General features: G+C 41.0%; 20 protein-coding genes and 1 other annotated feature. Of the genes, 4 read left to right on the forward strand and 16 right to left on the reverse strand.

Going from position 1 to position 24576, the window contains the following annotated elements:
* Positions 1-66: 66 nt before the first annotated feature.
* The 11 genes from DXC23_RS08735 to DXC23_RS08785 form a co-directional block, all read right to left on the reverse strand.
* Positions 67-792, reverse strand: coding sequence for an NAD-dependent protein deacylase (locus tag DXC23_RS08735; RefSeq protein WP_117705730.1), 726 nt, complete (start codon positions 790-792; stop codon positions 67-69).
* Positions 792-1562 (reverse strand): tryptophan synthase subunit alpha, encoded by a 771-nt coding sequence (trpA, locus tag DXC23_RS08740; protein WP_117705731.1) that lies wholly within the window; start codon positions 1560-1562, stop codon positions 792-794. The genes DXC23_RS08735 and trpA overlap by 1 nt, the downstream gene beginning before the upstream one ends.
* The gene (trpB, locus tag DXC23_RS08745) at positions 1555-2739 is read right to left on the reverse strand and encodes a tryptophan synthase subunit beta (protein WP_117705732.1); all 1185 of its coding nucleotides are present in this window, start codon (positions 2737-2739) and stop codon (positions 1555-1557) included. Before trpB ends, trpA begins: the two co-directional genes overlap by 8 nt.
* A gap of 32 nt (positions 2740-2771) precedes the next feature.
* Complete coding sequence (gene trpC / locus DXC23_RS08750) at positions 2772-3557, reverse strand: indole-3-glycerol phosphate synthase TrpC (protein WP_117705733.1); 786 nt, start codon at positions 3555-3557, stop codon at positions 2772-2774.
* 10 nt (positions 3558-3567) lie between these two features.
* A complete protein-coding gene (trpD, locus tag DXC23_RS08755; RefSeq protein WP_117705734.1) occupies positions 3568-4578 on the reverse strand; it encodes an anthranilate phosphoribosyltransferase in 1011 nt (336 codons plus the stop codon).
* A gap of 28 nt (positions 4579-4606) precedes the next feature.
* Positions 4607-5173 carry an aminodeoxychorismate/anthranilate synthase component II gene (locus tag DXC23_RS08760; protein ID WP_117705735.1) on the reverse strand — a complete coding sequence of 189 codons (567 nt, stop codon included), beginning with the start codon at positions 5171-5173 and terminating at the stop codon, positions 4607-4609.
* Positions 5170-6630 carry an anthranilate synthase component I gene (gene trpE, locus DXC23_RS08765; RefSeq protein ID WP_117705736.1) on the reverse strand — a complete coding sequence of 487 codons (1461 nt, stop codon included), beginning with the start codon at positions 6628-6630 and terminating at the stop codon, positions 5170-5172. Before trpE ends, DXC23_RS08760 begins: the two co-directional genes overlap by 4 nt.
* Positions 6631-6678: 48 nt before the next feature.
* Positions 6679-6924 (reverse strand) — a binding site (T-box leader).
* A 78-nt stretch (positions 6925-7002) separates the two neighbouring features.
* On the reverse strand, positions 7003-8676 hold the full coding sequence (locus tag DXC23_RS08770; protein WP_117705737.1) for an alpha-amylase family glycosyl hydrolase: 1674 nt from the start codon (positions 8674-8676) through the stop codon (positions 7003-7005).
* A 670-nt stretch (positions 8677-9346) separates the two neighbouring features.
* Entirely contained in the window at positions 9347-10201 is an 855-nt protein-coding gene (locus DXC23_RS08775; protein WP_117705738.1) for a sugar ABC transporter permease, read from the reverse strand.
* The gene (locus DXC23_RS08780; RefSeq protein ID WP_117705739.1) at positions 10198-11712 is read right to left on the reverse strand and encodes a sugar ABC transporter permease; all 1515 of its coding nucleotides are present in this window, start codon (positions 11710-11712) and stop codon (positions 10198-10200) included. The genes DXC23_RS08775 and DXC23_RS08780 overlap by 4 nt, the downstream gene beginning before the upstream one ends.
* A 203-nt stretch (positions 11713-11915) precedes the next feature.
* Positions 11916-13205 carry an extracellular solute-binding protein gene (locus DXC23_RS08785; RefSeq protein ID WP_117705740.1) on the reverse strand — a complete coding sequence of 430 codons (1290 nt, stop codon included), beginning with the start codon at positions 13203-13205 and terminating at the stop codon, positions 11916-11918.
* Positions 13206-13702: 497 nt separating this feature from the next.
* On the opposite strand from DXC23_RS08785, the gene DXC23_RS08790 reads away from it, so the two are divergent.
* The gene (locus DXC23_RS08790) at positions 13703-15178 is read left to right on the forward strand and encodes a UDP-N-acetylmuramoyl-L-alanyl-D-glutamate--2,6-diaminopimelate ligase (RefSeq protein ID WP_117705741.1); all 1476 of its coding nucleotides are present in this window, start codon (positions 13703-13705) and stop codon (positions 15176-15178) included.
* A gap of 554 nt (positions 15179-15732) precedes the next feature.
* Here DXC23_RS08790 and DXC23_RS08795 read toward each other — a convergent pair.
* From DXC23_RS08795 to DXC23_RS08805, 3 genes are read right to left on the reverse strand one after another with little or no spacing between them, the layout of a single operon-like run.
* Positions 15733-16065: a cupin domain-containing protein gene (locus DXC23_RS08795; RefSeq protein ID WP_117705742.1), complete on the reverse strand. Its 333-nt coding sequence runs from the start codon at positions 16063-16065 to the stop codon at positions 15733-15735.
* The gene (locus tag DXC23_RS08800; protein ID WP_117705743.1) at positions 16065-16322 is read right to left on the reverse strand and encodes a Smr/MutS family protein; all 258 of its coding nucleotides are present in this window, start codon (positions 16320-16322) and stop codon (positions 16065-16067) included. Before DXC23_RS08800 ends, DXC23_RS08795 begins: the two co-directional genes overlap by 1 nt.
* A gap of 58 nt (positions 16323-16380) precedes the next feature.
* On the reverse strand, positions 16381-18156 hold the full coding sequence (locus DXC23_RS08805) for a VanW family protein (protein WP_117705744.1): 1776 nt from the start codon (positions 18154-18156) through the stop codon (positions 16381-16383).
* Between the two features lie 298 nt (positions 18157-18454).
* Here DXC23_RS08805 and DXC23_RS08810 point away from each other — a divergent pair, with 298 nt between their 5' ends.
* A complete protein-coding gene (locus DXC23_RS08810; protein ID WP_117705745.1) occupies positions 18455-19579 on the forward strand; it encodes a glycosyltransferase in 1125 nt (374 codons plus the stop codon).
* 21 nt (positions 19580-19600) lie between these two features.
* Positions 19601-20920, forward strand: a complete 1320-nt coding sequence (locus DXC23_RS08815) for a serpin family protein (protein ID WP_117705746.1) — start codon at positions 19601-19603, stop codon at positions 20918-20920.
* Here the strand turns inward: DXC23_RS08815 and DXC23_RS08820 are convergent, their stop codons facing one another.
* Positions 20921-23239: a SpoIIE family protein phosphatase gene (locus DXC23_RS08820; protein WP_117705747.1), complete on the reverse strand. Its 2319-nt coding sequence runs from the start codon at positions 23237-23239 to the stop codon at positions 20921-20923.
* A 356-nt stretch (positions 23240-23595) separates the two neighbouring features.
* Positions 23596-23847, reverse strand: a complete 252-nt coding sequence (locus tag DXC23_RS08825; RefSeq protein WP_117705748.1) for a type II toxin-antitoxin system RelB/DinJ family antitoxin — start codon at positions 23845-23847, stop codon at positions 23596-23598.
* A 263-nt stretch (positions 23848-24110) separates the two neighbouring features.
* On the opposite strand from DXC23_RS08825, the gene DXC23_RS08830 reads away from it, so the two are divergent.
* Complete coding sequence (locus DXC23_RS08830; RefSeq protein WP_117705749.1) at positions 24111-24560, forward strand: CtsR family transcriptional regulator; 450 nt, start codon at positions 24111-24113, stop codon at positions 24558-24560.
* Positions 24561-24576: the final 16 nt, after the last annotated feature.

Raw genomic sequence — 24576 nt, forward strand, 5'->3', positions numbered from 1 at the left:
GCGTAAACTGAAAGTATTTGTGGGCTTTGCCCACACCCACAACCTTTGAAAAGGTTGACCAAACTTTTATATATTGACTTTAATTTTATCGAGTAACTCTCCGACCTTTTCGTGAAAAACAAGGTCGGCGGCGCTGTCCATTGGTGTTGCATCACGATTTATCAGTACAAGTTTATTTCCTTTAAAATATCTTACCATACCTGCGGCAGGGTAAACCGTAAGGCTTGTGCCTGCAATAATCAGTGTATCTGCATTCGCAATGGCATTTACCGCACCGTTTACGGTTTTATCGTCAAGTCCCTCTTCGTACAAAACAACATCAGGCTTGATGATTCCCGAACATTCGCATTTTGGAATACCGTTGCTCTCTTTAATAAACTCGGCAGTATATGCTTTGCCGCACTTCATACAGTAATTTCTCAGCACACTTCCGTGCAGTTCATACACCCTCTTACTGCCTGCCGCCTGATGCAGTCCGTCAATATTTTGAGTAACTACTGCACTGAGTTTTCCTGCTTTCTCAAGCTCGGCAAGTTTTAAATGCGCTTTATTAGGCTTTTTGTCAAGGCAGAGCATTTTATCTTTGTAAAAACGATAAAACTCCTCTGTCTTTTTTACAAAGAATGTATGGCTTAGTATTGTTTCGGGCGGATAATCGTACTTTTGATTATACAGACCGTCTACACTCCTAAAGTCGGGAATGCCGCTCTCGGTAGATACTCCTGCGCCACCAAAGAAAACTATTCTATGGCTGTCATCAATCACTTTCTGAAGTTCGTCAACACTGCTCATTACTGCATTGCCTCTTTCATCTGCTTTACATACTCACAAACAGGCTCTACGCAATCTTTGCCGTACTTTGCAACTATTTTTACAATAGCCGAACCCACGATTACACCGTCTGCGTACTGCGACATATGCTTTGCCTGCTCAGGAGTTGAAATACCAAAACCAACTGCACAAGGAGTATCACATACAGAGCGCACGAGGTCAACCATTTCGCCGATATTTGTTGTAATTTCTTTTCTTACACCTGTTACACCCATTGATGAAACGCAATATACAAAGCCCTGCGACTCTTTTGCAATGGTCTTGATTCTGTCATGCGAGGTTGGCGCAATAAGCGAAACAAGCTCTACACCGTGCTTATCGCAATACGGCTGTAACTCTGCCTTTTCCTCAAAAGGAACATCAGGAACGATTACAGCAGAAATGCCGCACTCTGCGCACTTTGCCATAAATGCGTCTGTACCGTAAACAAAAATCGGATTCATATATGTCATTACGGCAAGAGCCGCCTTAACCTGCGGACGGATTCCCTTTACCATATCAAAAATCTTGTCTGTTGTTGTGCCTGCCGCCAAAGAGCGAAGGTCAGCCTCTTGAATTACAACACCCTCGGCAATCGGATCTGAAAAAGGAATACCGATTTCAATAATATCTGCGCCGTTTTCACTCATACCAATGAGGAGCTTTTCTGTGGTTTCAAGGTTAGGATCTCCTGCGGTTACAAACGGAATAAAAGCCTTGCCGTTTTTGAAGGCATCTTTAATCTTACTCATAAATATTCTCCCCTCTGTATCTTGCAATAGCGGCAACATCCTTATCGCCTCTGCCCGAAAGATTAACAACAATAATGCTGTCTTTGCTCATTGTAGGAGCAAGCTTAATGCAGTGTGCAACAGCGTGCGCACTCTCAATAGCAGGGATAATACCCTCGGTGCGTGAAAGATACTCAAATGCGCTTACTGCCTCTTCATCGGTAACAGGCACATATTTTGCTCTGCCTGTATCGCTTAAGTTAGCATGTTCAGGGCCGATACCCGGGTAATCAAGACCTGCTGAAATTGAATATACAGGTGCAATCTGACCGTACTTATCCTGACAGAAATATGACTTCATACCATGGAAAATACCGAGTGTGCCGTTTGCGATAGTAGCGGCATTCTTAGGATTATCAACGCCAAGACCTGCCGCCTCACAACCTATAAGCTGTACGCTTTCGTCACCGATAAAGTCATAGAAAGCGCCCATAGCGTTACTGCCGCCGCCAACACAAGCCATAACCACATCAGGAAGTCTGCCCTCTTTTTCAAGGAGCTGTGCTTTGATTTCCTTACCGATTACGCTCTGGAAATCTCTTACAACCATTGGGAACGGATGCGGGCCCATTACCGAACCGAGTACATAGTGAGTATCGTCAACTCTGTTAGTCCACTCACGCATAGCCTCGTTTACTGCGTCTTTCAAAGTCATTGTGCCTGTTTCAACGGCATTTACCTTTGCGCCGAGAAGTTTCATTCTGTATACATTAAGAGCCTGACGGATTGTATCCTCCTTACCCATAAAAATTTCACACTCAAGTCCCATAAGTGCGGCAACAGTTGCTGTTGCTACACCATGCTGACCTGCGCCTGTTTCGGCAATTACTCTTGTTTTGCCCATCTTTTTGGCAAGCAAGCACTGACCAAGACAGTTATTGAGCTTATGCGAACCTGTATGGTTTAAGTCCTCACGCTTTAAGTAAATCTTAGCGCCGCCTAAATCCTTTGTCATTTTCTCCGCATAATAGAGAAGTGACGGTCTGCCGGCATACTCACGCATAAGTGTGTCGAGCTCTGATACAAACTCAGGGTCATTTTTGTATTTTTCATATGCTTCTTCAAATTCATTAACGGCATTCATAAGGGTTTCGGGAACGAACTGTCCGCCATGAATACCAAACTTACCTTTCGACATTGCTTTATCTCCTTATCACAATTCTAATATAATTATAACTCAGCGCCGTTTAGCTTTGCAAGCGCCTGCTTTTTATCGGGATTTCTCATAAGTGTTTCGCCAATTAAAAGTCCGTTTACTCCTGCCTCTCTTAGCTCCTGCACATCTTCGGCGGTTTTAATTCCGCTTTCGCCAACGAATAAAATCTCCTTTGGCACTAACTTTCTCAGTCTTGTGCAGGTTGTGAGGTCAACTGTAAAGTCCTTTAAGTTACGGTTATTTACGCCAATCACTCTTGCTCCTGCGTTTAATGCCGACTGCACCTCTTCCTCTGTGTGAGCCTCCACCAAAGCAGAAAGTCCGAGTGAATCACAAATTTTAATCCATTTTCTGATTGTTTCGGTGTCGAGCAATGCACAAATTAAAAGCACTGCCGATGCACCGATTATCTTTGCCTCGTATATCTGATATTCGCAAACCGTAAAGTCCTTACGCAAAAGCGGAATTTTTACATTTTGCGATATTTCCTGCAAATAACTGTTTTCGCCCTTAAACCACTTTGGCTCGGTGAGTACAGATATTGCTGACGCTCCTGCGTTTTCATAATCTTTGGCAATCTGCACATACGGGAAATTCTCGGCAATAATTCCCTTTGACGGCGAGGCTTTCTTTACCTCGCAGATATAAGAAATACCGTCTTTTGCAAGTGCTTTTTCAAAAGGAAATTCATCTGTAATCCCCATGGCAAGCGCCTTGCGTTTAATTTCTTCAAGCGGTACTTGCTTTTCAATTTCCGCATATCTTTCTCGGTTTGCCTGCGCTATTGTTTCAAGTATCATAATATCACCGTTATTCGTTAGTAGCCTTTACAAACTGCTCAAGTTTTTCATAAGCCTTGCCGCTGTCAATAAGAGTTTCTGCAAGGCGAATACCCTCGGCAATATTCTCTGCCTTTCCGCCTGCGCAAATGCCGAGAGCCGAATTAAGCAATACAATATCTCTCTTTGCTCCCTTTAACTCGCCTTTTAAAATCTGCTTTGTAATCTCCGCATTCTCTTTGCCGTCACCGCCTACAAGGTCTGCACTGCTGTATGTCAGCATACCGTACTGCTCCGGTGTGATTTCGTATGAGCTGAATTTACCGTTGTTGATTTCACAAACCCTTGTAGGGGCGGTAACTGTAACCTCGTCCATACCGTCCATTCCGTAAAATACATATCCACGCTTTACACCAAGGTTTGCAAAAACTCTTGCAATCGGCTCTACAAGTGCCTCTGAATATACGCCTGTTACCTGCAAATTTGCAAATGCAGGGTTTGTAAGAGGGCCTAAAACATTGAAAATATTTCTGATTCCTATATCTTTTCTTACTGGGCCGACAAAGCGCATTGATGAATGGTAGCTCTGTGCAAACATAAAGCAAATGCCTGTATTTTTAAGGATTTCTTCACTTTTTTCCGGGCTTATTGTAAGATTAACTCCAAGAGCCTCCAGACAATCTGCCGCACCGCTCTTGCTCGACATTGAACGGTTGCCATGCTTTGCAACAGAAATACCTGCGGCGGCAACTACAAATGCCGCTGTTGTAGAAATATTAAAAGTACCTGTTCCGTCGCCGCCTGTGCCTACAATATCGAGCACATCGGTATCTCTTTTTACATGAAGAGCCTTGTCACGCATTACCGTTGCGCAAGCTGTAATCTCATCAATGGTTTCTCCCTTAATTCTGAGTGCTGTTAAAAATGCCGCTGTCTGTGCCTGAGTGGCTGTACCGCTCATCATCTCATTCATTACAGCCGATGCCTCATCATAGGTAAGATTGTTGCCGTCTACTACCTTTTTTATTGCTTCCTTAATCATTACTGTCACCATTTCAATGTATTTTTTATCAGTTGTTAATAAAGTTTCGTATCATATCCATTCCATGAGAAGTTAAAATTGACTCAGGGTGGAACTGTAATCCGTAAATTTCGTAATCTCTGTGGCGAACTGCCATAACCTCGCCCATATCGTCCTCTGCCGTAACTATAAGCTCATCGGGAACGGTATCCTTTTTTGCAATCAAAGAATGGTATCTCGCACCGTCAACTACCTTTGGCAAATCGGCAAAAATCTTACAACTGTTGTCAAGGTTAATGTTGCTCTTTTTGCCATGCATAAGTTTTACGGCTCTTGTAATCTCAGCGCCAAACACCTCGCATATTGCCTGATGTCCGAGGCATATGCCGAGAATAGGAAATTCTCCTTTAAGCTCTCTGATAACTTTTTCACACACGCCTGCGTCTTTTGGATAACCCGGCCCAGGCGAAAGGATAATGTGAGTAGGATTAAGCTGTCTGATTTCGTCAACCGTTACTTCGTCATTTCTCACTACCTTTATATCGGGATTAATACTTCCGCAATACTGAACAAGATTATAAGTAAAGCTGTCGTAATTATCTATAAATAAAATCATATAGCTTCAACCTCTCCCGCATTTTTAACTGCATTTATTACCGCAAGCGCCTTATTGTAGGTTTCAAGATACTCCGACTTAGGGTCGCTGTCTGCAACAATTCCCGCGCCTGCCTGAACATATACCTTGTTGCCCTTTTTAACTGCCATTCTTATGGCAATGCAAGTGTCAAGATTTCCGTTAAAATCTACATATCCCAGCGCACCGCCATACACTCCGCGAGGGGTTTTTTCAAGTTCGTCTATAATCTGACAAGCTCTGATTTTCGGTGCACCCGAAAGTGTGCCTGCCGGAAGCAGTGACTCTACTGCATCAAAGGCGTCAAGTCCGTCTTTGAGTTTGCCCTCAACCTCACTGCAAATGTGCATTATCTTTGAATATCTTAAAATCTGCTGATATGAGGTCACCTTTACGGAATTGAATTTTGAAATTTTGCCAATATCGTTTCTTCCAAGGTCAACAAGCATATTGTGCTCTGCAAGCTCTTTTTCGTCATTAATAAGCTCATCGGCAAGTGCGTCATCTTCCTCTTTTGTAGCGCCTCTCGGTCTTGAACCTGCAATCGGGAATGTATTTAAAACACCGTTCTGCAATTTAACCAAGGTTTCGGGCGATGTGCTTATTATCTCATCACCCTCAATATTCATATACACCATATATGGTGATGGATTTGTAATTCTCAGCACTCTGTAAGCGTTCAAAAGTGAACCGTTGTACTCGGTTTCAAATCTTCGTGATACAACGCACTGGAAAATGTCACCATTGAAAATATATTCCTTTGTTTTATTAACCATATCACAAAACTCTTGCTCTGTGTATGTGCTCTTAAACTCAACATTCCTGTCGCTTTCAAGCTTAAGTAAAGGTGCCAGGTCTGTAATTGTACTTATAATTTCGTTTATGTCATTTACAGCCTGCTCATACTGCCTTTTGGGGTCATAGGTTTTCATATTAACTATAACCGTCATTTTCTCTCTGAGATGGTCATAAGCAATTATCTTGTCAAAAAGCATCAAGTCAAAATCATTTGTTTCGCTTTCCTGCAATTTCAAAATCGGCTCGCTTACCGCAATCATTGCATATCCGTAATATCCCACAAGACCGCCTGTAAACGGTGGCAAATCTTCAAAACGAGGATTTTTGTAATTTTTCATATAGTTTCGGATTTCTTCATACGGCTTGGCGGTTGTGATTGTTTTTTCGCCCTCGCCTGTAATTGTAAGAACTCCGTTTTTGTAAACAAGTCTTGCCTTTGGGTTACAGCCGATAAATGAGTATCTGCCCCACTTTACACCGCCCTCTATACTCTCCAGGAGAAAGCACTTGTCTGACTTTTGAAGAATTTTTCTGAGTAATGTAATCGGAGTGACTGAATCGGCGTAAACTTCCTTGTATACAGGGATAACATCGTATTCATCTTTAATTGACATTACCTCATCATAAGACGGTTTAATCATTTATCTCACCCTTTATAAAAAATTCAAATAAAAAGACCTTTGTCCCTACTAAGGGACAAAGGTCTGAAACGACTTCTGTGGTACCACCCAAATTGACGGAAATTCCGCCCACTCTTACAGCATACTGACATATGCCTCCTGCTTTAACGGTCAGGCTCCGTCGGAAACTACTCGAATACTCTTTCGGTCCGCCCTCACAAGTCCATTCGGAAAAATCTCAACTATCGGCTCACACCAACCGCCGACTCTCTGAAAGCGCCGATTAATCTTACTACTCTTGCTCAATGGTTTATCTTATAAATTAATACTATTATATAGCGGAATTTTTTAAATGTCAATAGCATTTTAGCACTTTAAAGCGAAAATTCAAAATTATTTTGAATTTTCTGCTGTCTTTAAAATTACCGTTGACTGTGCAGGCATTGTAAGCACACCGTCTTTTATAGCTGTGTGCTGATAAACAGCGTTTTCATCCTCTGTTGAGGTAAAAGCACCGTCCTTGTCAACAGGTGAGCTTGCAACAAGCTCTGCTCTGATTTCAGGATTAGCTATCATATCATCGGTAATGGTAAGCTCTGCGTTTTCCTCTGCATTCATATTATGAATAATCATCAGCTTTGTGCCGTTATACTCAACATAGTAAGCACAAATAGCCGTATTGTCAAAGGTTTGAAGTCCTGTAATTTTGCCACGAGCAATCTCAGGATTCTGATTTTTGATTTTTATAATTCTGCTGTAAAAGCTAAGTAAAGAATTGGGGTCAGCCTGCTGTTGCTTAGCGCCGCCGTATTTAGTATCTTTCGCAACATCACCAACACCGTTTACCCAAATATTCGGCAGGTTATTGCTGTCAAAAATCATCGGTGTGCGGTAGGCTGAATCCGAGGTTGTGTTTGGAGCGGTAATTCCTATTTCCTCACCATAATAAATAAACGGAGTTCCAGGGAAAAGCAAATACAAAGCCGCCGCCATTTTTTCATAGCTGAGTCCCTGCGGTTCGAGAGAATTTGCACTTCTTACCATATCGTGGTTTGAAAGGAACATTGTCGGAATATAATTCTCATTGTTTGAGTACATTTTTTCGTTATAATTCATTACCTTTTTAGCGATTGATATACCACGCTCAGCAATAACCTCTGTGGTGAGTGTACCGCTTGTCTGAGAGAATTTAAAGGCAAACTGACTGTCGATACCCGATTTGAAAATTTCCTGAATTTGCGAGTCATCGTCCCAGTTTTCGCCTACAACATATACATTAGGATTGGTTTCCTTACACTTATCATAGAACCATGTCAAAAATTCTGTACCGTCGGTTGACTTATTTGTAAAATACTTAACTGCGTCAAGTCTAAAGCCGTCAACACCTCTGTCGAGCCAGAATTTTGAAATATTAGCAAATTCTTCCCTTGTTTTATCAGAATTTAAGTTCCACTCAGGCATTTCGTTAGAGAAGTTTGCCTCACAAGCCATAGCGTGAGAAAGATAATTTGTTTGTGTGTCCGAAGCGAAGTATGAAGTCGGGTGAATTTCAAAATACTGAGCATAGCCGTCAAGGTTTCCCTTTTCAACCTCCTCAACCGCCTTTAAATAATATGGGTGCTGTGAAGATGCGTGATTTAAAACGAGGTCGATTATAAGATTAATACCTCTCTTGTGACACTCCGACACAAGTTTATCGAAAGTTTCGAGTGTGCCGAAGTCGGGATCTATGTTGTAGTAATCGGTTACATCATACTTATGATATGACGGTGACGGCATAATCGGAGTAAGCCAGATACCGTCTACACCGAGGTCATTGCCTGTGTTTGGATCTCCGTCATTAAGATAATCAAGATGATCTATAATTCCCTGCAAATCGCCAATCTGATCTCCATTAGAGTCTGCAAACGAATTTACAAATATCTGATAATAGTTGCGATACTTATCTGTTGAGGCTGTTGCTGTCAGGGTATCGACAGGGTCTTGATATTCCTGCGTACCGCAACCTGTAAGTAAAGCACTTGCCGCAATTATAGCAACAAGTAATAGCGAAAATAATTTTTTCATAAACTCTCCTTTATTTTTCTGGTCATTTTTAAGGTTTGATTAGGATAATATGTTATGGTTTTGAGCCAATTTTAGTTATACAAGGAAGTAAAAAAATCAACAATCTATTCATTCCATAAAAAGCAAAAAGTTTGGTCAACCTTTTCAAAGGTTGTGGGTGTGGGCAACGCCCGCAAAAACTTTAAGCTATCGCAAATTTTTAATAGTCAAACGGCTTGCCGTTTGGCGACCTGAATACAACAGTGTGAGCCAAATGCGACAGCAATAAAAGGGAAAGTAGCGCTACTTAAACTACTAATTTGCCACTTTTTAAGGGCAAATTAGCCACACACGCAAACTTTTGCTTCCTTTAGAATACCTTTTCTCTACTGAGGGTAAAGTGTTACTTTTTTACTTTCTGCCACTCATTAATCTTGACTTTTGTTTTATTTTAAAGCATCAATTAATCTAAGATTCAGTTATTATATTTTATAAATTACAGCTGTTTGTTAATATATCAAATCAGTAAATTTTTATCATTTTATGGGCTCTGCCCAAACCCGCAACCCTTTAAAAAGGGTTGACCTAAATTTTAAATTTATTAAACTAAGCTTTGCGTAAAAAACATAACCATTAATGAAAAATGGATGGCAGCCAAAGACTGCCACCCAAAACTGTGCAAAATATTCGATTAACCCTTTACGCCACCGGCTGTTACACCTTCGACATAATACTTCTGCATCTTGAGGAAGAGAAGTGTAATCGGAACAGCAACTACTACTGAACCTGCAAGGAACTGCTTGTAGTACTGTGTCTTAAAGTCAAGGTCAATCATAAGCTGTAAGCCGATAGCAACAGTGTAGTTGTCACGGTTATCACCCATGATGATCTTAGCAAGAATAAAGTCTGTCCAAGGTCCGATGAATGATGTAAGAACTGTATAAACTACGATTGGTTTTGACATAGGAAGAATTATCTTCCAGAAAATCTGGTTCTTAGTTGCACCGTCAATAGTTGCCGCCTCGTCAAGAGCTCTTGGAATTGTATCAAAGAAGCCCTTTGAAATCTGATAACCAAGACCTGCACCGGCACTGTAACAAATTACAAGTGCTACGAGTGTCTGTGTAAGACCCATTGCCTTTAAGAGGTAATAGATAGCAATCATTGTCATAAATCCGGGGAACATACCGAGGATCATACCAACATTGATGAATTTCTTACGAGATTTAAATCTTAAACGGCTGAATGCGTAACTTACCATAAGTACAGAAATTGTAGAAATTACGCAGCTAAAGCATGCAACAACAAATGTGTTTACAAACCATTTTGTAAAGTTAAGTGTACCGCCGCCTGTGAAAAGGTCAATATAGTTCTGGAAAGTCCACTGCTTAGGGATAATATAGTTTACAACTGTAACACCCTCAGCACGGAACGAATGCATCAAGAGATAGATGAATGGGCAAATCCAGATAAATCCGAGGACAGCAAGGAGAATGTAGATAAGTGTATTTGCTATACCTCTTCTGAGTTTGTAGCTTTTTATCATGAGAATGCCTCCTCGTCTCTTGCTGATTTAGATGAGTTAAATACAATAAGTGAAAGTACTGCGCAGATGATAAATACAATGATACCGATTGCGGCAGCAAGGTTGTAGTCCTGCTGAGTCATTGTCAATTTGAACAACCATGTTACAAGGATATCTGTATGACCTGCCTGATAGTACTGCTCTGTTGTTGGGCCACCGCCTGTAAGGAGGTAAATAACGTTAAAGTTATTGATGTTACCAACGAACTGTGTAATAAGCTGTGGAGCTGTTACGAAGAGCATATATGGAAGTGTAATGCTTGTAAATGTCTTTACAGGGCCTGCACCGTCAATACGAGCTGACTCATAAAGGTCCTCAGGAATATTCATAAGAATACCTGACATTGAAAGGATTGTGTATGGAATACCAACCCAAAGGTTTACAATAATTACAACAACTTTTGCGAGTGTTGGGTCAGATGCTACCCACTTAACTTGGACTTCGGCAGCGCTTGGGTCAAACAAACGGGCAATATCTGTAAGTAATACGTTGAATGCACCATCAACCTGAAGCATCTGGTTCATAAGAAGAAGTGATACGAACTGTGGAACAGCGATTGCAATAACAAAAAGTGTTCTCCATAAAGCTTTGAACTTAATGCCTTTTTTGTTAATCATAAGAGCAACAATCATACCGAGTATGTAGTTTGTGAATGTAGCACAAACAGCCCAGATAATTGTCCACTTTGCAAGACCGATAAATGTTGTAGCTCTTGTTGCAGAACCGGCAATATCGAATACTGATGTAAAGTTGCCAAAACCAACCCATGTGAAAAGTTCACCAGGTGGGAGGTGCTTAGCATCATAGTTTGTAAATGCAATAAGAATCATAAAGATGAGGGGGAGAATCTGGAAGACACCAATCATCAACACCGGGAAAGATAAAAGTGTGATGTGATATTTGCCATCGAGGAAATCCTTAACATCTGTTCTTAATGATGTAGGCTTTTTGCCTGCAGCTACGAGGAGCTGGTTTCTGTACGCATCTTTAATATTTGCAATGTAAACTACAAATACAGCTATTGTGATTACAATAGTAAGTACAGAATAAAGAAGAATAAGCATTGAGTTATCGCCGAATACAGTCTTTGTGAAAGGACCGTCTTCAACCTGCATTGTCTTTACAGTACCAAGTGTACCGAACTTTGAAATGTAACCCCAACCGAAGGAAGCCATATAGAGAATATACAAAACTTCCGCTGCAAAGAATAATACACCCTTGTAGTACTTACCCTTTGAAATATCGCCGATACCAAAGATAAGGTAAGAAAGCTTTGTCATAATATCTCCGTTTACAAAGGTTTTGCCGTAGTTAGCAAATCCCTTGCCAATGCCTGTGATAAACTTTACAATAGCATTTCCTATTGCTTTAAAAAAGCCTGCCACTCTACCGGGCAAAGCTTTAAAAAAGTTTTTAGCATTATAGGCAAACCTCTGGAAAGGATTAAGCTGAACATAATCAATATATTTCATTAATAAGCTCTCCTTAAAATAGTTTGCAAAACTTACACCAAACTAATAATATATTTTGCGTTATCAATCAGCATCATAAATACATTAGTAGTTTGGTGTAAATTAATACAATGTCTGCGACATTGATAACGAGTCACTCAATGGGGCTCTCAGCGACTTGAGAGCCCCACGAGTATTGAGAAGATTTATTGTGAAATCTTAAATTATTCGTCTCTTACGTTTGCGATTGTGTCTGTGAGTAACTGCTTGAAGAAGTCAGCGTTTGAAGGATCTGTGTCGTCAGCAATGAGCTTGTTACCGAGGTTTGCATATGGATCCCAGAATGTTTGAGACATATTTACCTGTGGTACAGCGAACTTGCCCTGTTCAGCGATAGCTGTAAGTACTGCACTGCCTGTAACAACTTCTTCACCGTTTACAGTCTGGTTTGAAGGACCCCAACCGAGCTCTGTAGCTCTTTCTCTCTGACACTCTTCGCCTGTGAGATAGTTAGCAAGGATCTGAGCTGAACGCGGGAACTTAGAAGCAGCGTTTACGCCGATGAACTTGTAACCGAGCATTGAAATCATCTGCTTAGCTTCGCCGTTTACATCGATTGTTGGGAGCTTAGCTGCACCGAAGTTGTCGCCAAGAGCTTCCTTGTCAGCAACTGTGTTCCAAGAACCGTCGATACCGGCACCGCAAGACTTCTGTGTGAAACCGGAAGAAATAGCGTCTATTGAAAGTGACTGGAATGTACCCTTATAGTCGTGTATAAGCTTTGAGAAAGCCTGGAGTGTTGAAACTACCTCGGCCTCATCATAATCTGTGAACTTCTGAGTCATGCCGTCATCCTCAAGACCATCGGTCTTAAGACCGCCTGTGAATGTGAATACGCATGCGTAGAAACCATCACCTGCGTTCATGATGAACTTCTTACCTCCGGCCTTACAAGCTTCGAGGACATCCTCAAATCTGCCTGCCTGCTCGTCAGAAACTACTGACTTGTCATATACGAGGTAGTAACCGTTATCGCCTGTTTCCGGATAAGCGTAAAGTGTATCATTCATTGTAGCAGCTGAAACTGCCTCAGCTGTATCTCTTGCCTTAACTTCGTCAGCAAAAGCAACCTTAGAAATAACCTTTGCGTTTACGAGCTTGTTGAGCTGGTCACTTGCGAAACCGAATACATCAGCAGCAGCTGAGGCATCGTTAAGAAGGTTTGTAGCAGCATCTTTCTCAGTCTGAGCAACTACTGTAATATCAATCTTCTTGTCCGGATAAAGAGCCTTGAATGCCTCGCACTCTTTTTCAAAAGTAGAAACTGCCTTATCAGGAGCCCATACTTTAAGTGTAATGTTATCCTCGTCGCCAAACAAATCTGATGATGCTGAAGCGCCTGAACCTGAAGCGTTCGAGTTTGCAGCTGTGCTGCTTTCACCTGAACCGCCACAGCCAACGAGAGCTGTTGCAGCCATCATGCTTGCCAAAAGAACGGCAAAAATCTTTTTCATCGGATATTTCCTTCTTTCATAAAAATAAATTATTTTTTCATTCCTTCTGAATGATGTGAGGACAGTCCCTCTGCCCTTTCACTACATTTATGATACCAAAAAATCATACAAATTGCAACTACCTTTGTACTTTTTATACAGAGTGTTAAAACTTTGAATTATTTTTGTGCATTTTGCAAGTTAAATTTTGAAATTTTGATTTTATTTACAAAATTATATTTAATTTTTTGTTAATAATAACAGTTTTATCTTTGTGCAACTTGTCCATTTGGAGATTATCGTTTTATTTTCGTAAATAACTTAAATTCGTTTTACATCGACTAAATGCACATATTTTCGCTTTCATAAGCACTTTTTAGGTGATTTTTACTAATAGATAAAATAAGTCTTTTCGCATAACAAACACACTCAAAAAAATTCATTATTATTATTGTATTATTTAACTCTAATTGTTATAATGTAATAGTAATCACAACTAAAAACGGAGTGAATTTATTATGAAACTAAGCAATTTACTTGCAAACATTGAATATACCGTAATAAATGACGGCAATCCCGAAATAACCGATATTATATATGATTCCCGAAAAGTTACCGACGGTACAGCTTTCGTATGTCTTAAAGGATATACTTCCGATGGTCACAAGTATGCGCAATCCGCTGTTGAAAAAGGTGCGGCTGCGCTTATTATAAGCGATGATCTTCCTTTTGATGTACCCGAAAATGTTGCAGTCATTAAAGTTGACAATACAAGAAAGGCGCTTGCATATATGAGTGCCGAGCTTTTTGGCAGACCTGCCGAGAAGCTTAAAACGATTGCTATTACAGGCACAAAGGGCAAAACAACCACAACCGCTATGATTGCGTCTATTCTTGAAAGTGCAGGAATAAAAACCGGCACAATAGGCACACTCGGCATATTGTATGACGGCAAGATTGTAAAAACCGACAACACCACACCTGAATCTTACGAAATTCAAAAGGCAATGCACGATATGCTCGAATGTGGCTGTGAGGCTATGGTAATTGAGGCAAGCTCAATCGGCTTAAAGCATTACAGACTTGCCGGCATCACCTTTGATGTGGGTGTATTTACAAACTTTTCGCACGATCACATTGGCGGTGTTGAGCACAAGGATATGGCAGAATATCTCTATTGCAAGAGTTTGCTGTTTGGTCAGTGCAAACACTCCGCAGGCAATATTGATGACGAAAAGTTTGCCGAGGTTACAAGGCTCGCAGCCGAAAAGCCTGTTACCTTTGGTTTTTCAGACAAAGCCGATTTTGTTGCATCTGGCGAACATTTGCTGTTTGAAAACGGATTTATCGGCGTTCATTTTGAATTAAGCGGCAAAAAGCAGCTTTCTCTTGATGTAAATATTCCGGGTAAATTTAATGTTTACAATGCGCTTGCCGCAATCAGCGCAGTATCTTTCTTTGATATTCCCGACAAAGCCATTGTAGAGGGCTTGCACAAGGCAAAAGTAAAGGGCAGAGTTGAGCCTGTGCCTGTGCCGGGCAACTACTCACTTATAATAGATTATGCACACAACGCACTTTCTATGGAAAATGTACTTTCAACACTTCGCCTTTACAATCCTAACCGACTTATCACAATGTTTGGTGCAGGCGGCAACCGCCCAAAGGTAAGAAGATACGAAATGGGCGAAACTTCGGGCAGACTTTCCGACCTTTCGGTAATTACAGAGGATAACTCTCGCTTTGAAGATGTTATGGATATTATCGAAGACATTAAAACAGGACTTGCAAAAACCGACGGAAAATATGTTGTTGTGCCAAATCGTAAGGACGCAATAAGATATTGTATGGAAAACGCTCAAGACGGCGATATTATAGTTCTTGCCGGCAAAGGTCACGAGGATTATCAGGAAATCAAGGGCGTAAAATATCATATGGATGAAAGAGAGCTTGTAGCTGATATAATTAAAGAAATGAGCGAAAAAAACAAGTAAATTATCTATACTATATATAATGATTTATAGCACTTTCGGTCGGGCAACAAAGTAAAGCAAAAGCTAAACTTTCCGTCCCGAAGTTAAAAGTTTAGTCATCCTTTTCAAAGGTTGTAGGTGTGGGCAACGCCCACAAACTTTATGCTATTGCAAATTTTTGATAGCCAAACAGCTTGCCGTTTGGCGGCTTAAACATAACGATGAACTTTTAATTGCGGTAGCAACAAAAAAATATTCTTATAATTTGTGCCGTCTTTGCTACGCAATGACGGCACATTATTTTAATTATTCTTTTTTAAAGGCTGTCGCCTGTTTTTTCGAACATAGTCTTAGCATGCAAACAGCCAAGCTGTTTGCGCCTGCAAATTTGTCCTAAATAAAACTTTTTATGGGCTCTGCCCAAACCCGCAACCCTTTAAAAAGGGTTGACCTGAATTTTGAATTTATTACACCAAACTTTGTGTGCTAAACCATTATTTACCCCAACTCATTATAAAGACCCTGATTAAAAGGGACAGCCGTAAAAAACTGTCCTTTTTTATATTGTATTCGATTTATCTTAACTCAGGAACTACTGCAAAAAACACAAGATCCTCTTCACTGTCATTAATAAGGCTGTGACTGTGACCTTTCGGGCAATAATGGCACGAACCTGCCGAAAGTCGCTCCTCGGTGTCATCATACTTTACCTTGCCGTTTCCGCTGAGAATATAAATTATCTCACAGTTGTCCTCATGAGTGTGAAGTCCGATAGATGCGCCGCTTTCAAGTCTGCCACGCATAATTTTAGTATCTCCGTCATCGAACATATCCGCCTTAAATACTTTTTCTCCGCCTTTGAAATTTGGCAAATTCTTTGTCTGCATACCGTCAAAATCTATATACATTACATTTCACCTTTCTTTTTGCTTTTTGGAATAATAACAAATATCGTTTCGCCTTGATTAAGTCCGAGTATTTTCCGCTCAATTCTCGGATTTTTATATCTGCGAACCATATCTCTAAGTGCAGTGCCGCCATGAAATCCATGCAAAACGGTAACCTCTCGCACCTCGTCAGAAAGCTGTTTCAGCCTTTGCGTCAACAGTTGGCCTGCACTTTCAACAGTCTGCCCATGCAAATCTATCGTTACGGAATACGGCATAACCACACCTCTTTTCTAAAATTTTACCTCCGCACAAAAGTACGGAGGTTTTTGCTGATTATTCTTCAACCGTCGGTTCTGTCGGAGTTGGTTCAGGAGCGGGTTCAGGCTCTGTTGGAGTCGGTTCGGGATCGGGTTCGGGAGTTACGGTTGGTTCCGGAGTTGGCTCAGGAGTCGGCTCAGGAGTCGGCTCAGGAGCAGGGGCTGGAATATCGGGAGTAACCTGCGATGATGAGCTGCTGCCTGACGATGAGTTATTGCTTGACGAGCTTGAGCTGTTATTGTCGCTTGGTGTTGAAACGACTCCGTTATCGCCGTCTGCCGAACCGCCGCCAATGCCGCCGCTGCTCTCATATGTTGATGACGGGAGTTCCTCACGATCAACCTCTTTGCCGTCTTTATAATATACTCTCCATGCTCTTGCAGAAAATTCCTTTCCGCTTGTAGAGCCGATTTCGTTTTCTGTCTTTATTTCATCATAATCCGAGCTCTTCCAACCCCAAAATGTAACCGAAAGTGTTGTGCCGTCCATTTTACATTCAATGAACATCTGATAATCGGTAGGATTAGAGAATTTCAAATCAAGGTTAGGATAGTCAATAGTTGCGTCAAGACCTGTCGGCACATAGTCAGATGCCCAAAGGTGGCAATATCTTTCCTCAATCTCAACATTGGCTCTGATAGCCGCATTATAAATAGTTGAGCTTGCCTGACAAATTCCGCCGCCGTTGCCCTGTACCAGCTTGCCGTCTGCAATTACACCTGCCGGCTTGTAGCCGTTTTCAGAAAGGTTAGAGTCGCCTGTGCATTCGTTGAAAGACCACACATCGCCCGGCTCAAGTACAGAACCGTTGCAAGCCTCAAGTGCGGTTTTCATATTTGAGTTGCCGTTTGCGTTATTGTAAGATACGGTTTCGTAAGTAGAAAGCTTTATTATATTCTTCTTAACCATATCGGCAGAAATTTTTGCGTCTACATCTTTTACAACAGCATTAATTGCCATTGTGCCTGTACCGCTTTTTACAGCAGATGAAAGCTGAGTGATGAGATCCTTATTGTCAAGCACAGCGCCTTTTTTAGCGTCCTCATACTTAAATCTGTTATCTCCGTCATACGGATTAAATTCCGATACACGAGCATTTGTTGCCGCTACATCAACATCCTTTTTAATCTTCTCTGCATTGCTCTTTATGGAGTCATCTGTGCAGGTTGCGATTATAGTGTATGTCTTTGTGCTTTTGTCCGACTTATCATTGCTTATCTCGTCATTTTTCAGCTGAGTAAGTACGCTTTCTGTGTTGTATGTATATTTTAAATCTTTTTCCGTAATTGTGTAGGTCTTGTCCTTTGCCTTAACGGAAATTGAAACAGGCTTTATAAAGGATTCCTGCTTTGCTGTCAAAAGTTTAAGTGCCTCGTCATAGGTCTTGCCTGCAAGCGAAATGCCCGACACCTGCGCATCATCGGAAAAATGGAAACCCAAGCCGAGATTGTCGGCATTTGTCTGTCCGTTTTTGCTTGGCATAAGCATAACAACACCTGCAACCGCTATACCTACAACAACCGCACCTGCCGCACAGCTTGCAATAATAATCTTCTTTTTATTGCTTTTGCCGTCATTTTTATCAGTCTTTTTACCGTTATTCTTTTTTCTCGGCTTTTCTTCTTCGTAAGACACGATATCGGCATAATGGTGAGCGCCGCCCGAGTGCTTAGTATCGTTTTTGCCTTTTGAATTATTTTTATTTTCAGTGTTGTTTACACTTTTTGAAACATCTACGAAATCATCATCCGTATCATCGTAGAAAATAAAATCCTTGTCATAATCGACCATTAAAAAATTCCTCCATCCGGGAAATTATGTTTGCAATTTCTTTATTATGTATGCTAATACTATAATTTTACTACACTTTTTTATAAAAATAAAGGGAAAAATTCAAAATTCAAGCTAAAATAATTCCCAAATTTTATTTATACTTTCAGCATTAATTTTTATGCTATGCCATATTTTTATGACTGATTTTTATTGCTTAAAATTATTTATTAATCTTTTTTACTTTTAGGTTGAAAATTGTTTATATTAACGATATAATATACTTAAAAGACATTATTATTAATGGAGCTAATTTATTATGAGAATATTGATTTTTACCGCCTCAACGGGCGGAGGTCATAAAAGAGCCGCCGCCGCACTTGAGGATAAAATAAAGTCGCTTGACCCCAAAAGCGAAGTAAAGGTTGTTGACGCTTTAAAGGCAATCGGCAAGGTTTACGATAAGACGGTATGCGGCGGTTATCACTTTATGGCGACCAAAATTCCAAAGGTTTACGGTGTATGCTACAAGGTTACCGACCGCAAAACTATTATTTATGACGCTGTTATGAAGTCAAACACCGCAATGTCAAACAAACTTTTGAGCATTATCGATGACTTTGCGCCCGATGTCATTATTATGTGCCATCCGTTTATAACAACTATGGTTTCAAAGCTCAGAAAAAAGGGCAAGATTACCGCTAAGGCAATCAGCCTTATTACCGATTATGACGCTCACCGCACCTACATTGTGCCGAATATTGACGCATATGTGCTTGCCGAACCGCAGATGGCAGAAAAGCTCACAGACGAATATGATGTAGATAAAAATATAATTTATCCGCTCGGTATTCCGATTTTTGACAGATTTTCTCAGCCGTATGATAAAGCCGAAATTTGCAAAAGAGAGGGGTTAAACCCTAATATTCCTACCGTTCTGCTTATGGCTGGTTCTTTTGGTGTAACAAGCGTGCTGAAGTTTTACAAAAGCCTTGTTATGCAAAAAAAGCAGATACAGTTTATTGTAATTGCCGGCAGAAATAAGCATCTTTATTCTCATCTTGAAGAGGTTATGGAAGAAACCAATGCTCAGGACTGCACTAAACTTTTGTACTTTGTTAACAATGTTGAGGACTATATGCATATTTCAGACCTTATTGTAACAAAGCCGGGCGGACTTACGGTTACGGAAAGTCTTGCCTGCCAACTTCCGCTTGCTATTTACAATGCTTTTCCGGGGCAAGAAAGAGATAATGCGGAATTTCTCGTAAAAACAGGCGCTGCGATTATGCTTGACAAGGTAAACGGCGCTGAACAGGTTTGCCGTTTGCTCGGTAATCCCGACAAACTTGCCGAGATGAAAAAGCTATGCAAAAACCTTGCGCAGGAAAACTCGGCAGAAAAAATATATAACCTCGCCAAAAGGCTTGTCAATGAAGAATAAGAAAGGACAGATTTATAACTGATGAAAAAATCAATTTCAGCACTGCTTTGCGCAGGCTTGATCACCATTACTTTTACTGCCTGCTCAAGCGCAGACAGCTTTTCTGATAAAGAAACTCTCTCAAATGATGCGGAAAGAAACAGCGACATTGAAACCACATTCAACTACGGTGACGGCGCTGTTACCGCTCCTACCGAATACAACTCATATTCAAGCGAGGTCAGCGATTTTGAACTAAAGCTCTTCCGCAATTATTATAAAAATAATTCCGACAAAAAAAGCTTTGTTTTTTCGCCTGCCAACACAACCCTCACACTCAGTCTTATGGCAAACGGTGCGGCAAAACAAAGCCAGACAAATATTGTAAACGCACTGAGTGACGAGCTTACTCTTGATGCGTTAAATCAATGTTCATCGTATTTTCAGAGCAGACTTAAAGCCTTTTCAAATGACGGCACAAGCACCGATGAAAAGGACAAAAACAAAGAAAAGGCTTACCTAAAACTTAACCAGTCAATCTTCTTTAACGACACCGTTGACATAAGAAAGAACTTTCTCACCGCAAACGCAAACTTTTACGGTTCAGACATTTTCAGATTTGTTTTCTCTGATGAAAATGCAGTGAAAAAGGTTAATTCCGTTCTCGGTGAAAATGCCGTTTCTTCGCTTGACAACTCAAACAACCTTTTCTGCACAAGCACCTCTGATGTGTATGATGAGTGGCTTACAGCTTACGAAACCGATGCGGTTGCCGACGGCACTTTCTACTCGGAAAGCGGAGAAAAAACCGTAAAATATATGACCTCTGCCGAAAACTACATCCACACAAGCAAGGCTCAGGGCATTATAAAATATATGCGCAACACTCCCGTAAAATTTGCCGCTATTATGCCAAATGAGGATATCTCACTCGAAAGCTACATATCCTCATTGACAAATCTTGAGTATTCCGATATGCTCGAAAGCTTTAAAATCACTTCACTCACAAATGCGGCTGTTCCCGAATTCAGCATTAAATCCGACGGCAAGCCTGCAAGTCTTAAATCCGAGCTTGAGGAGTGCGGTCTTGCGGATTTATTTACCGATAACATTAACCTTTCAAACATCACCCTCTCCGATGATCTCTTTGTAAATGACATCTCGGAAATTCAGCCGTCAATCACCGTAAATCCTGTGGGTGTAGGCGGCAGTGAAAGCGTTAAGGCAACAGTTACAGCCAATACACTTAATAAAGATTCTAAAAAAGCCGACGGCACTTTAAAATTTGACCGTCCGTTCATATTTATGCTGATAGACAATGAAAGCGACATTCCTCTTTACATAGGAACAGTTGATTTCTGATTATTCATTATCAGTCAGTTTTAGCGCAAGCACCGTAATGTCGTCATCGTGACCGTCATCTCGGTGCTTTATTGCTTCTGCCACAACCGCCTGCGCAAGTTCCTGCGTACTGCCCTTGTTCCATGTTCTAATCAGATTTTCAAGCCATTTTTCATCACCGGTCAATACTCCGTCAGACACCATAACCACCATATCTCCTGTTGTTAAGCTAACCGTATCGGTCGAAAATTTAATATTGTTTAGTATTCCGGCAGGCAGTGACGGCATTTCTTTCGTCATTACCCTGCCGTTTTTCTTTATAAAAGTGAGCGGCGCTCCGGCTTTGTTAAGCGTTACCCTGCCGCTGTATAAATCTACCTTTGCAACATCAACAGTAGAGAGAGATTCGTCCTCGCTCTTTACCATAAGTGCGGAATTAACAATTTGCAGTGAGCTTTCGGGAGTAAGTCCCGATTTTAAAAGCCTTGTCATAATAGAAGTTGCCATATTGCCGTCCACCGCCGCTCTGCCGCCTGTACCCATACCGTCACACACAATGGCATAGGTGTTGCCTGTACCGTCATTAAAGTAATTCAGGCAATCGCCGCACAGCTTGCCACGATTTGCAATGTGCTGTTCCGTACCTATCTCAACATCATAAACAGGCATTTCGCATAGCTTTGCTCTGATAGTTCCGCCCTCTTTTGTAATCAGAGGCAAGTCAAATCTTCTGCCACAGCATTTGGAAATTTCACGCATAAGCACACCTTTTGAAAAGCGCTTTGACTTTGGAGAAATTGAAAGCTCCACATTCATTCTGCCGCCCGAGGTCACAAGGCAAACGCACTCCATGGGGATAATTCCCATTGCGGAAAGTACTGAAATTATCCTTTCCGATGCCTCGGTGTTGCACTGCATGGCACTTTTAAATTCGTCTGACAAATCGGCTAATATATCGCCGATTCCCGAAAACTGACCTGCTACCACACTGCGCACATCGTCAACCCTGCGCTGAGCCTCAAGGCAGGAAATATATTCCCTGTAATTGATGTTCATACTGTCGGCAATTTCTCGTTTTTTACAGCATTTCTTAACAAAGACTTCTTCTATATCATTTTCGCTAACTCTGCCCTGTTGCTCAAGCCTTTCTTCAAGGCGGCGAAAATCATCATAGGTCACCCCCTCCTGCTTATCATGGCAATATACCTTTAATCCACAACCCGAACAGACATTTTTTCTGACATTGTCGCATACCATATCAAGCGTGGGTGAATACAGCCTTTTCAGCCTGTCGGATACTCCGTTGACATCATTTTTAACATTATTAATAGCTTTAGACGCAAAATCAAGCCTCATAACCACATTTTTTCTCAGTGTTTCGCCAAGCGAGGCATTTTTTTCGTGCGAAAAAACAGGAGCTATAAAGCTTCCTATTTCCTTTGGCAAAATCATAAAAATTACAGATGCCGTAAAGCTTTCTATAAGCACCTCGGCAAGCGCTATTCTGTCGCTGAAAGCAAGGCACATTACCGCATCGGAAATAATAAAGGCTATCACACAGCCGAGCTTTCCTACTGTTGAGAAAAGTCCTGCCATTAGACCGCCAAAAGCATATCCGCCGCAGATAAAGCCTTGATTGCGGCTTGCAATACTGAATATTGCGCCCGTTGCAATTCCGCAAACCGCACCGCCTGCAACACCGCCGTATCTTGCGCAAAGCAAGGTGACGAGGACTGCAAGAATCCTGCCTACGGATATACCCTCAATGGCAACACTGCCGAACGAAAGCATAAGCACACAGCCTGTAAGCACAAGGCTGGCGGTTTCTTGCTGAGAAAAAGCTGCAATACTTCGTCTTTCGCTTGCAAGTCTTACCGTACTGCTGAAAAAGTAAGCCGCCGTACCTGCGAGCACAGCCTCAATGATGCAGTCTGTTATAGATGACAAGGTGCTTGTGCTGACAAAGGTAAGTACAACTCCTGTTGCGAGTATCGGCAAAAACGCAGTCAGCGGAGCAAACAGAACGCTGTTTTTCACTCGCTTTATGTCGCTTGTAAGCCACCTTATACCGCCTATTGCAACCACAACGGCTATGTATCTAAAGCTGTCTGAGGGTGTGAGCAAAATATACCCGAGTCCCGTACCTGCAAGAGCCGACAGTAAATACTTTTTTGGTACTGCCGCCGCAAAAGATGCACCAAAAGGCGATAAATTTCCGAGCATTGCCCCCTTTGACACCAGAACACCGCTCACAAAATACACAATGTTTGTAATTACAGTTCTTGCAAATTCAGCCGAGCCATCAATATTTTTGCGAACCAGAGCTTTTTTTGCCTCCATTTTTTAACATCCTTTTCTTTATTATAATAGATAGCATTGTCTGCAACCTTTACATATATTATAAATTTTCGCCGACAATCGTTTTGTCACTATGTGGATGGCAGTTTATATATTCTTTTGTAGAAATATTATTGCTTGCTAAATTAATTAATTTATATTCGGTAAAAATAATCCTTATGCTTATTTTTATCAGTATTCAAGCCGTTTTTAAGTAAAGCAAGGCTAAAAAGGCATTCAAGGCACAAAATAATTTTTTCTTACTGCATTATGTCGCACTGCCTATGCAAAGCGCAAAAAGCACTGTTGCATAGGTAATGCTGTTGTATTGGGTAATTTATGGGACAGCCTTTATAATTTTAATCGGCAGTATGATTAACAATCTCTGCAAAAGATGAATATTCCGACTTTTTCGAAAAACTTTTTAAAGTATCAAAAAAGCCTTCTTCATCACTTTCACGCTTTATTTCAAACGGGATTTTCTGCTCACGCAGTGACTGCTTTAAAAACAGATTTACCGCCGTTGACAAATCAAGCCCCAAGTCCGAGTACAATTCCTGCGCCAATTTTTTAAGCTCGCTGTCTATGTTTATATTTTCATTTGCCGCCATTTTATCACTTCCGTTTTGCTTTTTCTATGCTTATTATATGAGTATTTTTGATATGTATGTTGTGAAAAGTCAAGTAAATATCGGCAAAAAGCTAAAAGGTCAGAAAAAGTCAAAAATATTTTAAAATTTAGTATTTGCGAGTATTCGGGAGTATTTGCGAGTATTTTTTAAATTAGCATTTAATTTTTGACTTTATTTGACTTTGACTTTCTCTGACTTTAGTCTTATAATAAGGTCACAATCTGAAAGAGAGGCGAGAAAAGATGAGAATGAGCGATTTGGTCGCTAAATATATTACAGAAATGCTTGACGAGCAAAACGGCAGTGCGGAAATTCAGCGAAATGAGTTGGCAGGAAATCTTGGCTGTGTGCCAAGTCAGATAAACTATGTTATCACCTCACGCTTTACCCCCGAACAAGGTTACATTGTCGAGAGCAGACGAGGCGGCGGCGGTTACATTAGAATAAGCCGTGTAAGTATGGATAGAGGTACTGCGATAATGCATATAATTAACTCGGTAGGCAATTCGCTTGACAAAGCGTCAGCCGAGGCAATGCTTAACAATATGGTCAACAGGTCAATTATTGAGCTGAGCATTGCAAAGGTTATGGCATCTGCGTTGTCTGACCGAGCGTTGCATACCGTTGAGCAGGAAAAAAGAGATTCGCTCAGAGCCGATCTTTTTAAAAATATGCTTTTAGCAATATCATAAGAGCAGGAGGTATTTA

This window comes from Eubacterium sp. OM08-24 (assembly GCF_003438075.1).
Taxonomy (GTDB): domain Bacteria; phylum Bacillota; class Clostridia; order Oscillospirales; family Acutalibacteraceae; genus Ruminococcoides.